Annotated in this window: 15 protein-coding genes; 9 read left to right on the top strand and 6 right to left on the bottom strand. The window is 61.7% G+C overall.

The window, feature by feature from the left end:
- The first annotated feature begins 24 nt into the window (after window positions 1-24).
- From ACQZ40_RS12435 to ACQZ40_RS12425, 3 genes are all read left to right on the top strand, one after another.
- Window positions 25-225, top strand: a complete 201-nt coding sequence (locus tag ACQZ40_RS12435; RefSeq protein ID WP_065654204.1) for a heavy-metal-associated domain-containing protein — start codon at window positions 25-27, stop codon at window positions 223-225.
- 76 nt (window positions 226-301) lie between these two features.
- Window positions 302-571 (top strand): ribbon-helix-helix domain-containing protein, encoded by a 270-nt coding sequence (locus ACQZ40_RS12430; protein ID WP_065654203.1) that lies wholly within the window; start codon window positions 302-304, stop codon window positions 569-571.
- Window positions 561-926 (top strand): KluB, encoded by a 366-nt coding sequence (locus tag ACQZ40_RS12425; RefSeq protein WP_065654202.1) that lies wholly within the window; start codon window positions 561-563, stop codon window positions 924-926. Before ACQZ40_RS12430 ends, ACQZ40_RS12425 begins: the two co-directional genes overlap by 11 nt.
- On the opposite strand, the gene ACQZ40_RS12420 is transcribed toward ACQZ40_RS12425, so the two are convergent.
- On the bottom strand, window positions 923-1,171 hold the full coding sequence (locus ACQZ40_RS12420; protein ID WP_065654201.1) for a hypothetical protein: 249 nt from the start codon (window positions 1,169-1,171) through the stop codon (window positions 923-925). The two genes, ACQZ40_RS12425 and ACQZ40_RS12420, sit on opposite strands and share 4 nt — an antisense overlap.
- Window positions 1,172-1,362: 191 nt before the next feature.
- On the opposite strand from ACQZ40_RS12420, the gene ACQZ40_RS12415 reads away from it, so the two are divergent.
- Window positions 1,363-2,772: an MFS transporter gene (locus tag ACQZ40_RS12415; RefSeq protein ID WP_208616042.1), complete on the top strand. Its 1,410-nt coding sequence runs from the start codon at window positions 1,363-1,365 to the stop codon at window positions 2,770-2,772.
- On the opposite strand, the gene ACQZ40_RS12410 is transcribed toward ACQZ40_RS12415, so the two are convergent.
- Together ACQZ40_RS12410 and ACQZ40_RS12405 are read right to left on the bottom strand one after the other, a co-directional pair.
- On the bottom strand, window positions 2,763-2,936 hold the full coding sequence (locus ACQZ40_RS12410) for a hypothetical protein (protein ID WP_078051557.1): 174 nt from the start codon (window positions 2,934-2,936) through the stop codon (window positions 2,763-2,765). The genes ACQZ40_RS12415 and ACQZ40_RS12410 overlap by 10 nt on opposite strands.
- A 68-nt stretch (window positions 2,937-3,004) precedes the next feature.
- Window positions 3,005-4,720 carry a glycoside hydrolase family 32 protein gene (locus ACQZ40_RS12405; RefSeq protein WP_220318840.1) on the bottom strand — a complete coding sequence of 572 codons (1,716 nt, stop codon included), beginning with the start codon at window positions 4,718-4,720 and terminating at the stop codon, window positions 3,005-3,007.
- A 168-nt stretch (window positions 4,721-4,888) separates the two neighbouring features.
- Between ACQZ40_RS12405 and ACQZ40_RS12400 the strand changes: the two genes are divergently transcribed.
- The gene (locus ACQZ40_RS12400; RefSeq protein ID WP_448748069.1) at window positions 4,889-6,349 is read left to right on the top strand and encodes a protein adenylyltransferase SelO; all 1,461 of its coding nucleotides are present in this window, start codon (window positions 4,889-4,891) and stop codon (window positions 6,347-6,349) included.
- A gap of 193 nt (window positions 6,350-6,542) precedes the next feature.
- Here the strand turns inward: ACQZ40_RS12400 and ACQZ40_RS12395 are convergent, their stop codons facing one another.
- Window positions 6,543-7,643, bottom strand: a complete 1,101-nt coding sequence (locus ACQZ40_RS12395; RefSeq protein WP_104679346.1) for a saccharopine dehydrogenase family protein — start codon at window positions 7,641-7,643, stop codon at window positions 6,543-6,545.
- Window positions 7,644-7,786: 143 nt separating this feature from the next.
- Between ACQZ40_RS12395 and ACQZ40_RS12390 the strand changes: the two genes are divergently transcribed.
- Window positions 7,787-8,218, top strand: a complete 432-nt coding sequence (locus tag ACQZ40_RS12390; protein ID WP_003522324.1) for an Lrp/AsnC family transcriptional regulator — start codon at window positions 7,787-7,789, stop codon at window positions 8,216-8,218.
- A gap of 196 nt (window positions 8,219-8,414) precedes the next feature.
- Here the strand turns inward: ACQZ40_RS12390 and ACQZ40_RS12385 are convergent, their stop codons facing one another.
- Window positions 8,415-8,783 (bottom strand): winged helix-turn-helix transcriptional regulator, encoded by a 369-nt coding sequence (locus tag ACQZ40_RS12385; protein ID WP_142846671.1) that lies wholly within the window; start codon window positions 8,781-8,783, stop codon window positions 8,415-8,417.
- Between the two features lie 142 nt (window positions 8,784-8,925).
- Between ACQZ40_RS12385 and ACQZ40_RS12380 the strand changes: the two genes are divergently transcribed.
- Window positions 8,926-9,765, top strand: coding sequence for an SDR family oxidoreductase (locus ACQZ40_RS12380; RefSeq protein WP_448748046.1), 840 nt, complete (start codon window positions 8,926-8,928; stop codon window positions 9,763-9,765).
- Window positions 9,766-9,788: 23 nt separating this feature from the next.
- Here ACQZ40_RS12380 and ACQZ40_RS12375 read toward each other — a convergent pair whose 3' ends face one another.
- Window positions 9,789-11,429: an alpha/beta hydrolase gene (locus tag ACQZ40_RS12375; RefSeq protein WP_448748068.1), complete on the bottom strand. Its 1,641-nt coding sequence runs from the start codon at window positions 11,427-11,429 to the stop codon at window positions 9,789-9,791.
- 484 nt (window positions 11,430-11,913) lie between these two features.
- Here ACQZ40_RS12375 and ACQZ40_RS12370 point away from each other — a divergent pair, with 484 nt between their 5' ends.
- Window positions 11,914-12,441, top strand: a complete 528-nt coding sequence (locus ACQZ40_RS12370; RefSeq protein WP_448748045.1) for a hypothetical protein — start codon at window positions 11,914-11,916, stop codon at window positions 12,439-12,441.
- Window positions 12,438-13,697: a DNA-packaging protein gene (locus tag ACQZ40_RS12365; RefSeq protein ID WP_448748044.1), complete on the top strand. Its 1,260-nt coding sequence runs from the start codon at window positions 12,438-12,440 to the stop codon at window positions 13,695-13,697. Before ACQZ40_RS12370 ends, ACQZ40_RS12365 begins: the two co-directional genes overlap by 4 nt.
- Window positions 13,698-14,039: the final 342 nt, after the last annotated feature.

The following is a 14,039-nucleotide window of genomic DNA, read 5'->3' as shown; positions in this document are numbered from 1 at the left end:
GCGCCCGGCGATAAGGAGAAAACCATGAGTGCAACCACTTTCCTCATTCCGGACATGACCTGCGGCCATTGCGAAAAGACGCTGCGCGGCGCTCTCACGGAAGCGCTTCCCGGCGCCTCCGTCAGCATCGACCTCGATGCCCACAGACTGACGGTTATGGGCGATGCCGCAACCGCGGAAGCGGCGATCCGCGAAGCCGGTTATTCGCCGGAACGGGCGGGCTGAAGCGTCTCGTTGCTGGAATGAGCAGGAAACATGTGCTACTGAGTAGCATCATCTTTCCTGTCGAGGGAGTGCCACAGTGTCCGTCAAGGCGTCAGTTTCCATCTCCGATCAACAGGATAGCTTCGCCCGCAGGCTGGTGGAGGAAGGGCGTTATGCCAGCCTCAGTGCCGTCGTCCAGCGAGGGCTGGAACTGCTTCGGCAGGAAACGGAACTGAAGGACGCCGAACTTGCCGCGCTTCGTGATTTGCTGGTCGAGCGACGGCAGGGCGACTTCGTCTCCGTGGAAGAGGGCAAGCAAAGAACGGCAGCGATGATCGCAGCCAAGAAGGCCGGTTATGGCCTTTAAGGTCCTGCGCTCGACACAGACGGATCAGGACCTCGGCCTCATTCTCGATCATCTCATCCAGTCCTATCTCGACCTTGGCGACGCCTTGCCGGGGGCTTTTGCGGGCGCTGCGCGACGCGTGGGGTCAATTGAAGCGGATATGGAAGCGCTTCACAAAGCGCCTTTTCAAGGGACATTATTGCCTGAAATATTGCCCGGCCTTCGCCGGGTAACGAAAAATCAGGCTGTCTTTTATTTCGATGTCGATGAGGGTGAAAAGACCGTGCATATTCTCGCGGTTTTTTTCGGCGGCCAGGATCATCTGCGCCATATGCTCACGCGCCTTTCGTCCCGTCGCGCCCTGAATCTTCCCTAAACCTCGTCGAAGGCCCCGCCCTCCCGCGAGGGGTTGCGGTCGATCACCCGTTCCTCGGCATCGTCGGGCAGGGCCTCGTCGCTTTCCTGATAGGGATCGTCCTCGCTCTCTGCTTCTTCTTCCTCGATTTCCTGTTCTATGGATTGCGGAATTTCTCCCTTGGCGGGAAGGGCGTCGATATCGAGATCGAGCAGGTCCTCATTCATGGCGTCTTCGTTGCGGGGCAGGATTTTCTCGCGGTCCATGACGGTATCCTTTCTGTCCGTTCATTCCACAAACGGCCCGGAGGCGCGAAGGGTTCCTGCCGCCGTTGAATTCCGTCACTGAATTCCGTCAGGCCGGATCGCGTGAAAAAGCCGTCTTGACCTCAATGGCGCTTGAGGTTCTAGTTTGCCCGCCGTACCGAAAAAATGGAAAGGATACGGCTTTGTCGAGTATGGAAATGACGGAAAAAAACGGTTGGAGCGAATTGCTGAGCGGGGCGAATCTCTCGCTTCTGACCGTCATTTCCTCCGGTATCGGCCTGCACGCTTTCAATCAGTTCGCGGTGGTGACGGCCTTGCCCGTGGCCGTCAACGAAATCGGCGGCGCTGCCTTTTATAGCTGGGCCTATAGTCTCTATTTCGTCGGCTCCGTCGCGGGCGGCGTCACCGCCGTCCTGTTTCGCGAGCGTTTTGGCGCACGCGTCGTTTTGCTTCTCTGCTGCCTGATTTTTTCTTTCGGTTCTGTCCTCTCGGCAATCGCCGGTGACTTTTTGTGGGTGGTCGTCGGACGTGCCCTGCAGGGACTGGCGGACGGGCTGATCGTCGCCGTGTGCTACAGCCTCATTCCCGCCGGTTTCCGTTCCGGCCTGCTACCGAAGGTCTTCGCCATCGAGGCGGCGATCTGGGCGGTCGCCTCCTTCATCGGCCCGCTGACCGGCGGTTTCGCCACTGAACACATCTCCTGGCGCGCCACTTTCCTGCTGTCGGCACCGCTGATCCTGCTGCTTCTGGCCTATACCGCCATTGCCGTGTCCGCCGAGCGGCCGGTGGCGGCGACGCGCAAACCGCTGGTGCCGCTGTTTCTGTGCCTTGTAGGCGCCCTGGCGTTTTCCGCGCCTTCCGCCTTCGAGGATGCGAGCCTGCGCGCCCTTTCCCTGCTGGTGGGGGCGGCGCTGCTGTGGGCCTCGCTGCGTGCGGGCATCCGGCCTTCAATCGGTCTTTTCCCGAAGGATTCCTTTCGGCTGAAGACGGTGCTCGGCAGCGGTTTCTGGGTGCTGTTCCTGATGTCCTACGCCCATGCGCTGGGCAGCGTCTATCTCGCTTATGTCGCCATCAATCTCTGGCAGCATGAACCGACCTTTGCCGGTTTCATCGTTGTGACGATGCCGCTTGCCTGGAGCTTCGTGGCGATGCTGATCGGCAGTCTGCGTTCTGCCTGCCTTCGGGAGATTTGCCTGCATTACGGCCCTTACCAGATGGTGCCGGGCTGCGCGCTGCTGGGGCTCGGGCTCGCGACCGGCAACTGGGGAGAAATGCTCGTCGGGCAAATTCTGATAGGCTCTGCCTTCGGCATGTCGTGGGCCGGCATCAGCCAGGCCGCCATGGAGGCCGCGCCGGAAGAGGAACGCAAGATGACGGGCGCGCTGCTGCCGACTGTCGCGACGCTGGGCGCCGCCGCCGGTGCGGGCGCCAGCGGCACCGTCGCCGCTGCGACCGATCTGGTGGGGCAGATCGAGCGGGCGGATGTGACGATGCCGATGGTTTATCTCTATGGGCTGGGTGTAGTCGTATCGCTGCTGGCGATCATGACCGCCAGCGGGTTGCGGGGCGAACGGCGGCTCCTCCGCCGCCGTCAGGACTGAGTGGTGGCGATGGTGATCGCCGCCAGATAGACGACGAAGGCCATGATCGCGATCGCGCCGATGATGACGACGATGCCCTTGCCGGCACGTTTTTTCTCGGCCTTGTTTTCATTGGCTTCGGTCGGAAACAGGATCGGATCGCTGGTGTCGCGGATTTTGGTCATGCCGTTTCTCCTTATCCGTGGAATGGGCGGTTTCGGTCTATCAACCGCCCAATCCGTCAAAAGGTTCCTCACGGTTTCAGCGCCCAGCTGGTGGCATGCACCACCGCACCGGGGGCAGCCTTCAGCAGCGCCGAGCGTACCGGTTCGAAACCCTCGAGGCGCTTGGTGCCCACATATCGGCCGCGATTGGCGAAGACTTCGATGGAGCCGTAATCGAGAAAGATGCGGATGCGGGATGCCCTCGCTCCTTTGGCGATATAATGCGGCGAGGGGCCGTCGCGCCCGTCCTCGTGGCGGATCCACAGGCCCGTTTCATCGGAAACGACGCCCAGCCTCACCGCCGGATGATCGAGCTCCAGTTCGAAGGGCGCGCCGGGTGAGGCAAGCTCGAACAATATTTCCACCGCCCCGTTGATGAAGGTAATGCGTTCGCCGGCGGCCAGCCGCGTGCGGTCGAGAATATGGCTGCGAAGGCTTTCCGCCGCACCGATGGGCGGGGTCAGAAGCTCGCCGTTTGCATAGTGAATCCGGCGCGGCAGCGTCATGGAGGTGGGAAAATCGATCTCCGGATTGGCATCCGCCCAATTGGCCAGCCAGCCCATGCCGATGATGCTGTCGCCATCCAGAAAGGCCTGGAAGGCGTAATTGTCGGTGCCGAAATCCAGTTCCTGCCCGGATTCCTTGGTGAAGACCTTGCCGTCGAACCAGCCGACATCGGCCATGGTGAGGTTCTTGCGGCCGGTTTCCGGGTCTTCCGAATGCATCAGCCCATAGATCAGCACCCAGCGGGTGGAACGGGCATTGGCAGGACCATCGAGCGGCAGCAGGCAGGGGCATTCGATGGCTGTGGTTTTATAACGCGTTTCCACCCACAGCTTGCCCACATAGGTCCAGCCCGATGCGGCGGTGGGGTCCAGCGTCTCGTAAAGCAGGATGACGCCGCCGCCATCGCTCTGGCTGCCGAGCACCATTTTCCAAAGACCATCAGGGCCGCGGAAAACATAGGGGTCACGGAAATCCGGCGTCAGCCCCTGTCCGTCCGGACGAGTGCCAAGAATGACTTCGGCCTGCCCGGCCATGATGAGATCGGAGGAGGTGGCTGTGAGCTGTATCTGCTGTTCGGGAATGCGGTCCTGCACCTGCTCGGTGAAGAAGACGCGGATGCCCGTCCCTTCCACCAGCGGAATGGTGGAGCCGGAATAGGCGCCGCCGCGCTTGTCTGGCCGGGTTGTCAGGTCCTCGGAAGGGAAAAGGAAGATCGGCAAGTGCCGCCAGCGCAGATAATCCGACGAGACGGCATGGCCCCAATGCATGGTGTTCCAGCGCAGCCCGTGCGAATAATGCTGATAAAACAGATGCGGCCGCCCCTCGAAGCGACCGAAACCGTTCGGGTCGTTCATCCATCCGAAAGGCGGGCGGAAGTGATAGCTGCCGGGAAGCTCCGGTGCGGCATTGTCCGGCTTGGTATGGACGACGGTGATGCCGGTTTCCAGCACATCCGACGCCGTGAACCAGTAGATGACGGAAACGGCGGTCGTGACCGTGTCGTAACTCAGCTCCACATGGCCGCCGCCGAAAACCTGATAGATTCGAAAACCGAACTCTTCCGTGTTGACGCTTGAAACCTCAGCGAATTTTCCATTCTGATTGGAAAAGGAGACGGCACCCGGCTCGGCATCTTTCTTCGCTTTCAGCCAGACATGGAAGGTGGCGTTGACGGGCAGATCGGTGTGAATGGTGCGGATGGCGCTTTCCGGCTCGGCTACGGCTTCAACGACGCTCATTGCTTTTCCTTTCCTTGGGCATTCTGCGGGTCAAGCATAGGAACGATGATGGCGCGGGAAAGTTCATTGCGCAAAATTGAATGAGGCGATCGCGCAGGTTGGGCATTTATCGCTCGCATCCGTCGCCTTCCGGCCCCATATAGGGGCAAAGCAGGGAGTTTACCCGTGATGAAATTCGACAATTCCTATGCCCGCCTGCCGGAACGGTTCAGCGCCGCCGTGCTGCCGACGCCGGTGAAGGCGCCGCGGCTCATCGCCTTCAATCGTGGGCTGGCCGATGAACTCCTTCTCGATTTGGCCCGCCTTGACGATGAAAGGCTGGCGGCGATCTTTTCCGGCAATGTCGTGCCGCAGGGGGCCGAACCGCTGGCCATGGTCTATGCCGGCCACCAGTTCGGTGGTTTCGTGCCGCAGCTCGGCGATGGCCGTGCCATTCTGCTCGGCGAGGTGATCGACAGGAACGGCAAGCGCCGCGATATCCAGCTCAAGGGCTCCGGCCCGACGCCGTTTTCGCGCCGGGGCGACGGGCGCGCGGCCCTTGGCCCGGTGCTGCGCGAATATATCGTGTCGGAGGCGATGTTTGCGCTCGGCATTCCTGCCACGCGGGCGCTGGCGGCTGTCCTCTCCGGCGAAAGGGTGCAGCGCGAAGTCGGCCTGCCGGGCGGTGTTTTCACCCGCGTTGCGGCAAGCCATATCCGTGTCGGCACGTTCCAGTTCTTCGCCGCGCGCGAGGATGAGGAAGGGATCAGAAACCTCGCTGACTATGTGATCGACCGTCATTATCCCGAGGCGAAAGAGGCAGACAATCCCTATCTCGCCCTGCTGCAAGGCATAGCGCAACGGCAATGCGACCTCATCGCCCGCTGGATGATGGTGGGCTTCATCCATGGCGTGATGAATACCGACAATATGGCGGTGTCAGGCGAAACCATCGATTTCGGCCCCTGCGCCTTCCTCGATGAATATCACCCCAACAAGGTCTTTTCCTCCATCGATGCGCAGGGCCGTTACGCCTTCAACAACCAGCCGGGCATTGCGCAATGGAACATTGCAAGGCTGGCGGAATGCCTGTTATCGCTGCTCGATCCGCAGGTGGAAAAAGCCGCCGAACTCGCCAATGCCGTTCTCGCCGATTTCGCCGCCGCCTTTCCCAAACGCTGGCTTACCGGCATGCGCGAAAAGCTTGGCCTGACGCTGGAGGAAGAGGGCGACATCGATCTGGTGCAGGCGCTTCTGGCGCTGATGCAGGCATCGGAAGCGGATTATACGCTGACCTTCCGTCGTCTTTCCCATGCGGCCAATGGCGATGCCGAACCGTTTCGTGGCATGTTCATCGATATTGCCGGGGCGGACGAATTTCTGGCGCGCTGGCGGGAAAGAGCCGGCCGCGAGGGGATTTTCGATTCCGAACGATCAGCGGCGATGCTCTCCGTCAATCCCGCCATCATCCCGCGCAACCACCGCATCGAGGAACTGATAGAGGCAGCGGTGGGAGAGGGGGATTTCGAGCCCTTCCACGCCATGCTGAGGGCAATCGCGACGCCTTTCGAGGAGCGGCCGGACAATTTCGTCTATATGCAGCCGCCGATGAGCCATGAGCGGGTGTTCAGGACGTTTTGCGGGACGTAAGCGTAGCGCTGATCCGCAACGCCGGAGCGAGCGAGTGCCTGTTTCGCCTTCTCCCCGAGGGGGAGAAGGTCGCGGCAGCGGGATGAGGGGGCAAGGGTGCGATCCATCGCTGGCGTCGCCCCCTCATCCGACCCTTCGGGCCACCTTCTCCCCGGCGGGGAGAAGAAACCGGCGGCGATGCTGTGCCCTCAAGTCACCCAACCCGGGCCAGCGGCTCATGCGCGCCATAATAGTGGCCGAACCGGTTTTCGAGGAATTTCGATAGCGCCACTTCCTCCTGTCGCACGAAGCCCTTCTGCGGCAGGGCGCCTTCGGCGAGCAGATCGAGAACCGTGCAGATGCCGGCGGCGGTGGTGATCTGGATGGCGCTCATCATCCGGCCGGAAACCGGGCCGGCATAGACCTTGTTGGCATAGGTTTCCTGCAGGAAACGGCCGTTGCGGGTGCCGCAGACGGTGACGAAGACTATGACCACATCCTGCATGGTGCCGGGCAGGGCGTTTTCGAACAGGTCCTTCAGCACATCGCGGCGATTGCGCAGGTTGAGGTCGTTCAAGAGCGCCTTCATGATCGCCACATGGCCGGGATAACGGATGGTGCGGTAATTCATCGTCCGCACCTTGCCTTCCAGCGTGGCGCAGAGCGTGCCGAGACCGCCCGAGGTGTTGAACGCCTCGTAGGTAACGCCGTCGAGCGAAAATTCCTCACGTTCCTCCAGCGCCGGAACGGCGGTAAGGCGGCCTTCGACGATCGCTTCGCAGGGCTCGATATATTCGTTGATCAGCCCGTCCGTGCTCCAGGTGAGGTTGTAATTGAGCGCATTGGACGGATATTGCGGCAGAGCGCCGACGCGCATCCTCACGCTGTCCAGCTTGTCGAACTTGGCGGCGAGATCGGCAGCGACGATGGAGATGAAGCCGGGCGCGAGGCCGCATTGCGGAATGAGCGCCGTCTCGGCCGTTTCTGCCAAGGCCTTGACCTTGCGGGTGGATTCGACGTCTTCGGTGAGATCGAGATAATGCGTGCCGACGGTAACGGCCGCTTCGGCAATGCCCGCCGTCAGGTGGAAGGGGGCGGCGGATAGAACGGCGAATTTGCCTTTCAGCAGTGCTTCCAGAGCGGGACGGTCGGTAATGTCGACGATTTCGGTATCGACCCGTTCATGCGCCGGCACATTGGCCAGCTGATCGGCCGAACGGTCTGCGACGGTGATGCGATAATCGCCGGTGGCGGCCAGCATCCAGGCGATGGCCGAACCGATATTGCCCGCGCCGATGACGACAATGTTTTTCATGTTTTGTTCCCCGCAGTGAATGCAAATGTGTCAGCGCGGATGCGCTTCAAAAACAGAATGCCAGTTTTCATTGACGATTCGCAGCTTCACGATGTGCGGATAGCGGGTTAATATTAGGCAATAAGACGACAGGATTGGTCACTATGACGATTGCCGACAAGGACCGGGCGCTGCTCGCCCTGCTTTCCGAAAATGCCCGCATGCCGGTGGCGGAGCTGGCGCGCAAACTCGGCCTCTCGCGCACCACGGTGCAGGCCCGCATCGAGCGGCTGGAGGCGGACGGGGTGATCGCGGGTTATGGCCTCAGGCTTTCGGAAAGCTATCTTTCCGGGCTGGTGCGCGCCCATGTGCTTATTACCATCGGGCCGAAGGCGCTGCCCGGTGTCACGGCGGCCCTTGCCGCCATCAAGGAGGTGACGACGCTGCATTCGGTGAGCGGCACCTTCGACCTCATCGCCATTCTGGCCGCACCTTCGATCCTCGATCTCGACCGGTTGATCGACAGGATCGGCGCGCTTGACGGCGTGGAGCGCACACTGTCGTCGATCATTCTATCGACGCGGATTTCGCGGTAGGGGATGCCGCGCGCAGCATGCGCAGCGCGGACTGTTATTCCGGACGCTCTCTCCCTCATCCCTGTGCTTGCCACAGGGATCCAGCCGACGCGCGTCTGCGCGGCGAGGAAAGTCCTTTCAGCCCAAGAACTTGGGCTGGCTGGATTCCTGTGACGAGCACAGGAATGAGGGGCGCATGGCTATGCCGCGCCTCGATCTAAACCACCGCCCTCTCATCATAAGCTCTCTGCGCCGCCATCACCGCGTCGATATTTCCCTCCGCCCAATGGGCAAGCGCCGCCACCGTGTCCGTCAGCGTGCGTCCCAGCGGCGTCAGCGAATATTCGACGGTGACAGGAACCGTCGGAAAGGCCTGGCGGGAAATCAGCCCGTCACGCTCGAGCTTCTTCAGCGTCTGCGACAGGACTTTCTGCGAAATGCCCTTGATCTCCCGCCGCAGCAGATTGAAGCGCACCGCTTCCACCCGCAGCCGGTCGAGGATCAGCAGCGCCCATTTGTCGGCAATCCTGTCCAGCACCATGCGGGTGGGGCAGCGGTCTTCATAGACGTCATAGATACGTTCCATGGGTTTGTTCCGTCGTTTCAGGGCCATACCGGTTTCCGAAAGGAAACCAGATAACCGAAAAGTGCTCTCTTTTCATGATTTCGCAAACGCAGTACCTGTGTTTTCGAAACATGGTTTCCATTAGATACTACGGAGATTTGAGATGACAGGCAAGATACTCGTAATCGGTTCCACCGGCACCATCGGCACGCCGCTGGTGAAAACGCTGCTTTCCAGGGGGGAAAGCGTGAAGGCCGCGTCGCGTAGCGGCAAGGCCACGGGCGGCGTGGAAGGGGTGCGTTTCGATTATACCGACGCAGCGACTTATGCGGATGCCTTCGACGGCGTTGACCGTCTGTTCCTTCTCCTTGCGGGCGGGCGTCTGGATGCCATCGACGCGCTGACGCCTGTGGTCGAGGAGGCGGTGCGCCGCAAGGTGAAGATCGTGTTCCTCAGCGTCCTCGGCGTCGATGCCGACGATTCCATTCCCTATCGCCAGATCGAGCTGAAGATCATCGCTTCGGGCACGCCTTACGTCATCCTGCGCCCCAACTGGTTTGCCGATAATTTCCACAGCTACTGGAAGGCCGGCATCGACCACGGTCAGATCGCCGTGCCGGCCGGCGAGGGCAAGTCGAGCTTCATCGACGTCCGCGATATTGCCGACAGCGCCGCCGCCGCCCTGACCTCTGACGCCTTTAACGGCAAGGCTTTCAACCTGACAGGTCCGAAGGCCTTCGGTTACGGCGAAGCGGCCGCGCTGATATCGCAGGCGATCGGCAAGCCGGTGTCCTACGCCGCCGTTTCGGATGAGGTCTTCATCGGCATCCTCACCGGTGCGGGCGTGCCGCAGGACTACGCCTCCTTCCTCGCTTCGATCTTTTATCCCGTGCGTGAAGGCTGGACAGCGGTGGTGACCGGCGATGTCGAAACGCTCACCGGCTATGCGCCGCGTTCACTCGAGACCTATATCGCCGACAATCTGGACCGGCTGAAGGGCTGAGGCTCAAAGCGAGCCCGCTGCGTTTACGCCGGATCGGTGGAGCCGCGGCGGGCCTTGAAGAACATCTTCAGCCGCTGGATCTCCTCGGGGTTCCAGCCGCCTGGCGCGGTTACTTCCGTCCATGCATCGATGTAATGTTCCGGCGCATAGACATGGCCATAACCGATGGGCGCGGTGGTTGCGGCGGCGACATCGAGGCCGAGCTGCAGCAGGGTGACGACCGGGAACCAGCGGAAGAATGTGGAAACGTCAGGCCCGTGATGCGCCATCCATTGCGGCCGCCGGTAAAGCGAGGCGGCCTCGAAGAAGGTAATCGGGTCGCTGGCATATTGCAGATAGACGATCCGCATTGGTCCCCATTTCGCATCGGGCATATGCGCGGTCGTATATTGGTTGGCGAAGCGGATGACGGACGAATCACGGAAACGCGGCAGCCATTCCGGCGTGCCCTTCACCCGGCCATTGGTGGCCATGCGCCATGTCGGGCTGGAAAAGGGCGGTCCGCTCCACAGCGCACCCTGAAACGGATCGGAGAGCACATCGTAGAGATCCGAGGATTTTTGCGAGTTGAGCGAACCGAGGCTGAGGCCATGCAGATAAAGCTTCGGCCGCGTTTCCTTCGGCAGCGTGGTCCAGTAACCGTAGACGGCCTCGAACAACGCGCGCGCCGTCTCGACACCGTAATCCGGCTCCGTCAGCAGCGCGATCCAGCTCGAGAGATAGGAATATTGCACGGCGACGCTGGCGATATCGCCGTCATGCAGATATTCGACCGTATCGAGCGCTTCCGGGTCGATCCACCCGGTGCCGGTGGGAATGACCACCAGAAGCACCTTGCGCTCGAAACCGCCGACCCGTTTCAGCTCCTCCAGCGCCAAGGCCGCTCTTTCTTCCGGCGTCGACGCCGAGTTGAGGCCCGCATAGACCCTGAGCGGCTCCTTTGCCGGGCGATGGGTGAAGGCGGATATTTCTGTGGCCGCCGGGCCTTCGGCGACGAATTCACGCCCGCGTCGCCCGAGCGATTCCCATGTCATCAGCGAGGCGCTGCTGCCGGTCTTGAGCGCATCTGACGGGCGCGGGACGTCGGGTTCGATCAGCGCATCCACCTGTTTCAGCGAGGAATCGGCAAATCTGAGGCCGATATCGAAGATCAGCCCATTGAGCAGCATCCAGGAGATGATGATCGCCACCGCGATACCGAGCACATTGGCAAGGCGGCGCGGCAGGAAATGGCGGCTGCGCGCAGCAAAGAACCGGCGGATAAGCTGGAACAGCCGGCCGGCGCCGATGAGGATGGCGGCGACCAGCACCGCAAGGCCGCCGGTCTTGGTGGGGTGGGCGCTCGGCAGCGGATCGAGCTCCATCAAGACGCGGATGGAATTCTGCCAGTCCTTCGCCTGCCATAAAAACGCGATGGCCGTGATGGCGGCGGCGAGCGCAATGAGAAAACGAATGCCGCGCGCATTGTGGCGTGAAGGTTCAGGCAGCTCCAGATAGGCCCAGATGGCGTGCAAAGCGACACCGATCAGATAACCGATGGCGAAGGAAAAGCCGCACAGCACCCCCTGCATCAGCCATGTGCGCGGCAGGAGCGAGGGCGTGAGCGAAGCACAGAACAGGATAGTGCCGAAGACGATGCCGGTTGCCGAAAGACCTGCAAACAACCGCTCAACCCATTGTTTCACCAACTTGACTTGCCCCTTGTACTCACCGCGTGGTGCGGAGTGTAATATGTGACGGACGAGGGTGCAAATCCTGCGGGCAGGATAAAAATCATAAAGATAGGAAAATAATCCTTTACAGCGTGACGGTGGTTTGATAGTGTTTGGCTACGGTCGGAGATTTGCGGCTGAAGACGGCGCACGGTCCAAAGGGTTGTCTCCGGTTTGATGGCAAGCTTCCCTCATAGTCGGTGCCATATTGTTGCCCATCCAACCGCCGTCCAGTTTTGCTCTCTGGGCCAGAGCCCTTCTCCTCGTCATGCCGGGCTTGACCCGGCATCCAGCCGGCGCGCGTCTGCGCGGCGAAAAGACTTTTTCAGCCCAATGACTTGGGCTGGCTGGATTCCGGCTCAGGGCCGGAATGACGGGAAAAAGATGTTCCGTCGCATAACCGTAATCGCTGCCATTTCTCTCGCAGGCCAATCCCATGACAATGTCCAGCAATTGCGATCCGGCGCTCTACGGCGTCTGGCCGGAAACGCCCGCCTATGCGGCTGAGGACGCGCTTGAAGCCGCACCGGAGACGAAGTCGCGGGCCGACAGGCTGGCCGCCGAAGATGCGGCGCGCAACGGCAGCCTGCGGCAATTGCTGAACGAGCTGACGGAGGAGATGCGCGAGCAGTTCTGTCTGTACCGCAATCTCCGCCAGGCGAGCGAAGCCGCCTTTCTGGCGACGGCGGAGGATGCTTCGGGCAAGCTGGCGCGCGCCGATGTGAAGGCTGCGACGGACCAGCTTTCGCTGATCGTCCGCACGCTGGAGCGGATCGACGCTTTGCAACGGGTGCTGGCGGAAGAAAGGGAAGCTCTTTTCAGCGAAGACGAAACCGGGGCCGGGGACTACGAAGCGGCGGTGGCGCATTTCCTCAACCGCATCGACGAACTGGCTGAACAGAAATGCCGCGCGAAGATGGAGGCCGATCTCGCCCGCAGCCCATCCGCAGAAGCCGACACATGACGGATATGCCAACCGGACCCCATCTGCCGGCGCAGGTCTTCAACCTCCTGCGTGACTGGCGTTTCATCGGCAACCTGCCGCAGCAGCCGCCGGAGGGCGACTGGCGAACATGGTTGCTGATCGGGGGGCGCGGTTCCGGCAAGACCCGCGCCGGGGCGGAATGGGTGCATCGTGTCGCATCCGCCGGCAAGCAGTCGGATTTGCGCATCGCGCTCGTGGCAGAAACGCTGGGTGACGCCCGGGAGGTGATGATCGACGGCATTTCCGGCATCTGCCGCATCGCCCGCCGCCATCGCCCCGCCTTCGAGGTATCGCGCCGGCGGCTCCTCTGGCCGAATGGCGCGATGGCGCAGGTGTTTTCTTCGGAAGACCCGGAAAGTCTGCGTGGCCCGCAATTCCACATGGCCTGGGCGGATGAGCTGGGCAAATGGAAGTATCCGCAGGAAACCTGGGACATGCTGCAATTCGGCCTGCGTCTGGGTGAAACGCCCCGGCAACTGGTGACCACCACGCCACGGCCCATTCCTTTGCTGAAGGCGCTTCTCGCCGATCCCGCGACACGGGTGGCGCGGATGCCGACGGCCATGAATGCGCGCAATCTCTCGCCCGGTTTTCTCAAAGCCATGCAGGACCGTTACGGTGGCACGCGGCTGGGGCGTCAGGAAATCGGCGGTGAATTGATCGACGAGCGGGAGGGCGCGCTGTGGAAACGCGCCGATCTGGAAGCGATTATCGAAGCGGCGCATGAACCGCTGGCGCGGATCGTGGTGGCGGTAGACCCGCCCGTCGGCGTCGGTGAACATTCCTGCTGCGGCATCGTCGTGGCGGGGCTTGGCATGTCCGGGCGTCTTAACGTGCTGGCGGATTGTTCGGTGGAAGGCGAAACGCCGGCCGGCTGGGCCCGCGCCGTGGTCGCCGCCTTTCGTCGCCACGAGGCGGACCGGGTGGTGGCGGAGGTCAATCAGGGCGGCGAGATGGTGCGCGCCATGCTGCAGAGCATCGATGCCAACCTGCCGCTGACACTGGTGCGGGCGAGCCGCGGCAAGTTCACCCGCGCTGAGCCGGTTGCGGCACTCTACGAACAGGGCAGGGTGCGCCACGCCGCGCGGTTTGAAAAGCTGGAAGACCAGATGACGGATTTCGGGCCTGACGGCCTATCCTCCGGGCGTTCGCCGGACAGGCTGGATGCGCTCGTCTGGGCGATCACGGCGCTGACGACGATGGTGGTGAGTGAACCGAAAGTCCGGGGGATGTGAGTTGGCTGATTATTGGCTCCCACGAAGGAGAGCCAATTACCCGTCGAGCGGATGCCCGCGGTTTCTTCTCCCCGCCGGGGAGAAGAAAAGTGAGGCGCCGTCAACGCCCGTTTCGGGCGTCTGACGGATATTATTTCTTCGGGGATTGAGCCGGTTTCGGCTGGGAGCCGGTTTCACGCATCTGGCGCCACTCGTTTTCGAGACGGTCATAAACGGTCTGGGGGATTGTCGCTGTCATGGTGGCATTCCTCCTTGAATGGTTAACGCTGCAGGATTGCGCGGTGAATGGAGTTAGCGCGCTAAGGTTCCGAAATTCAAGGAATTTTTTACCCCAAAACCCCG

The organism is Agrobacterium sp. 16-172Ci (assembly GCF_053522725.1).
Note: the sequence above shows the minus strand (reverse complement) of the source record. Positions and strands in the feature narration are given on the sequence as shown.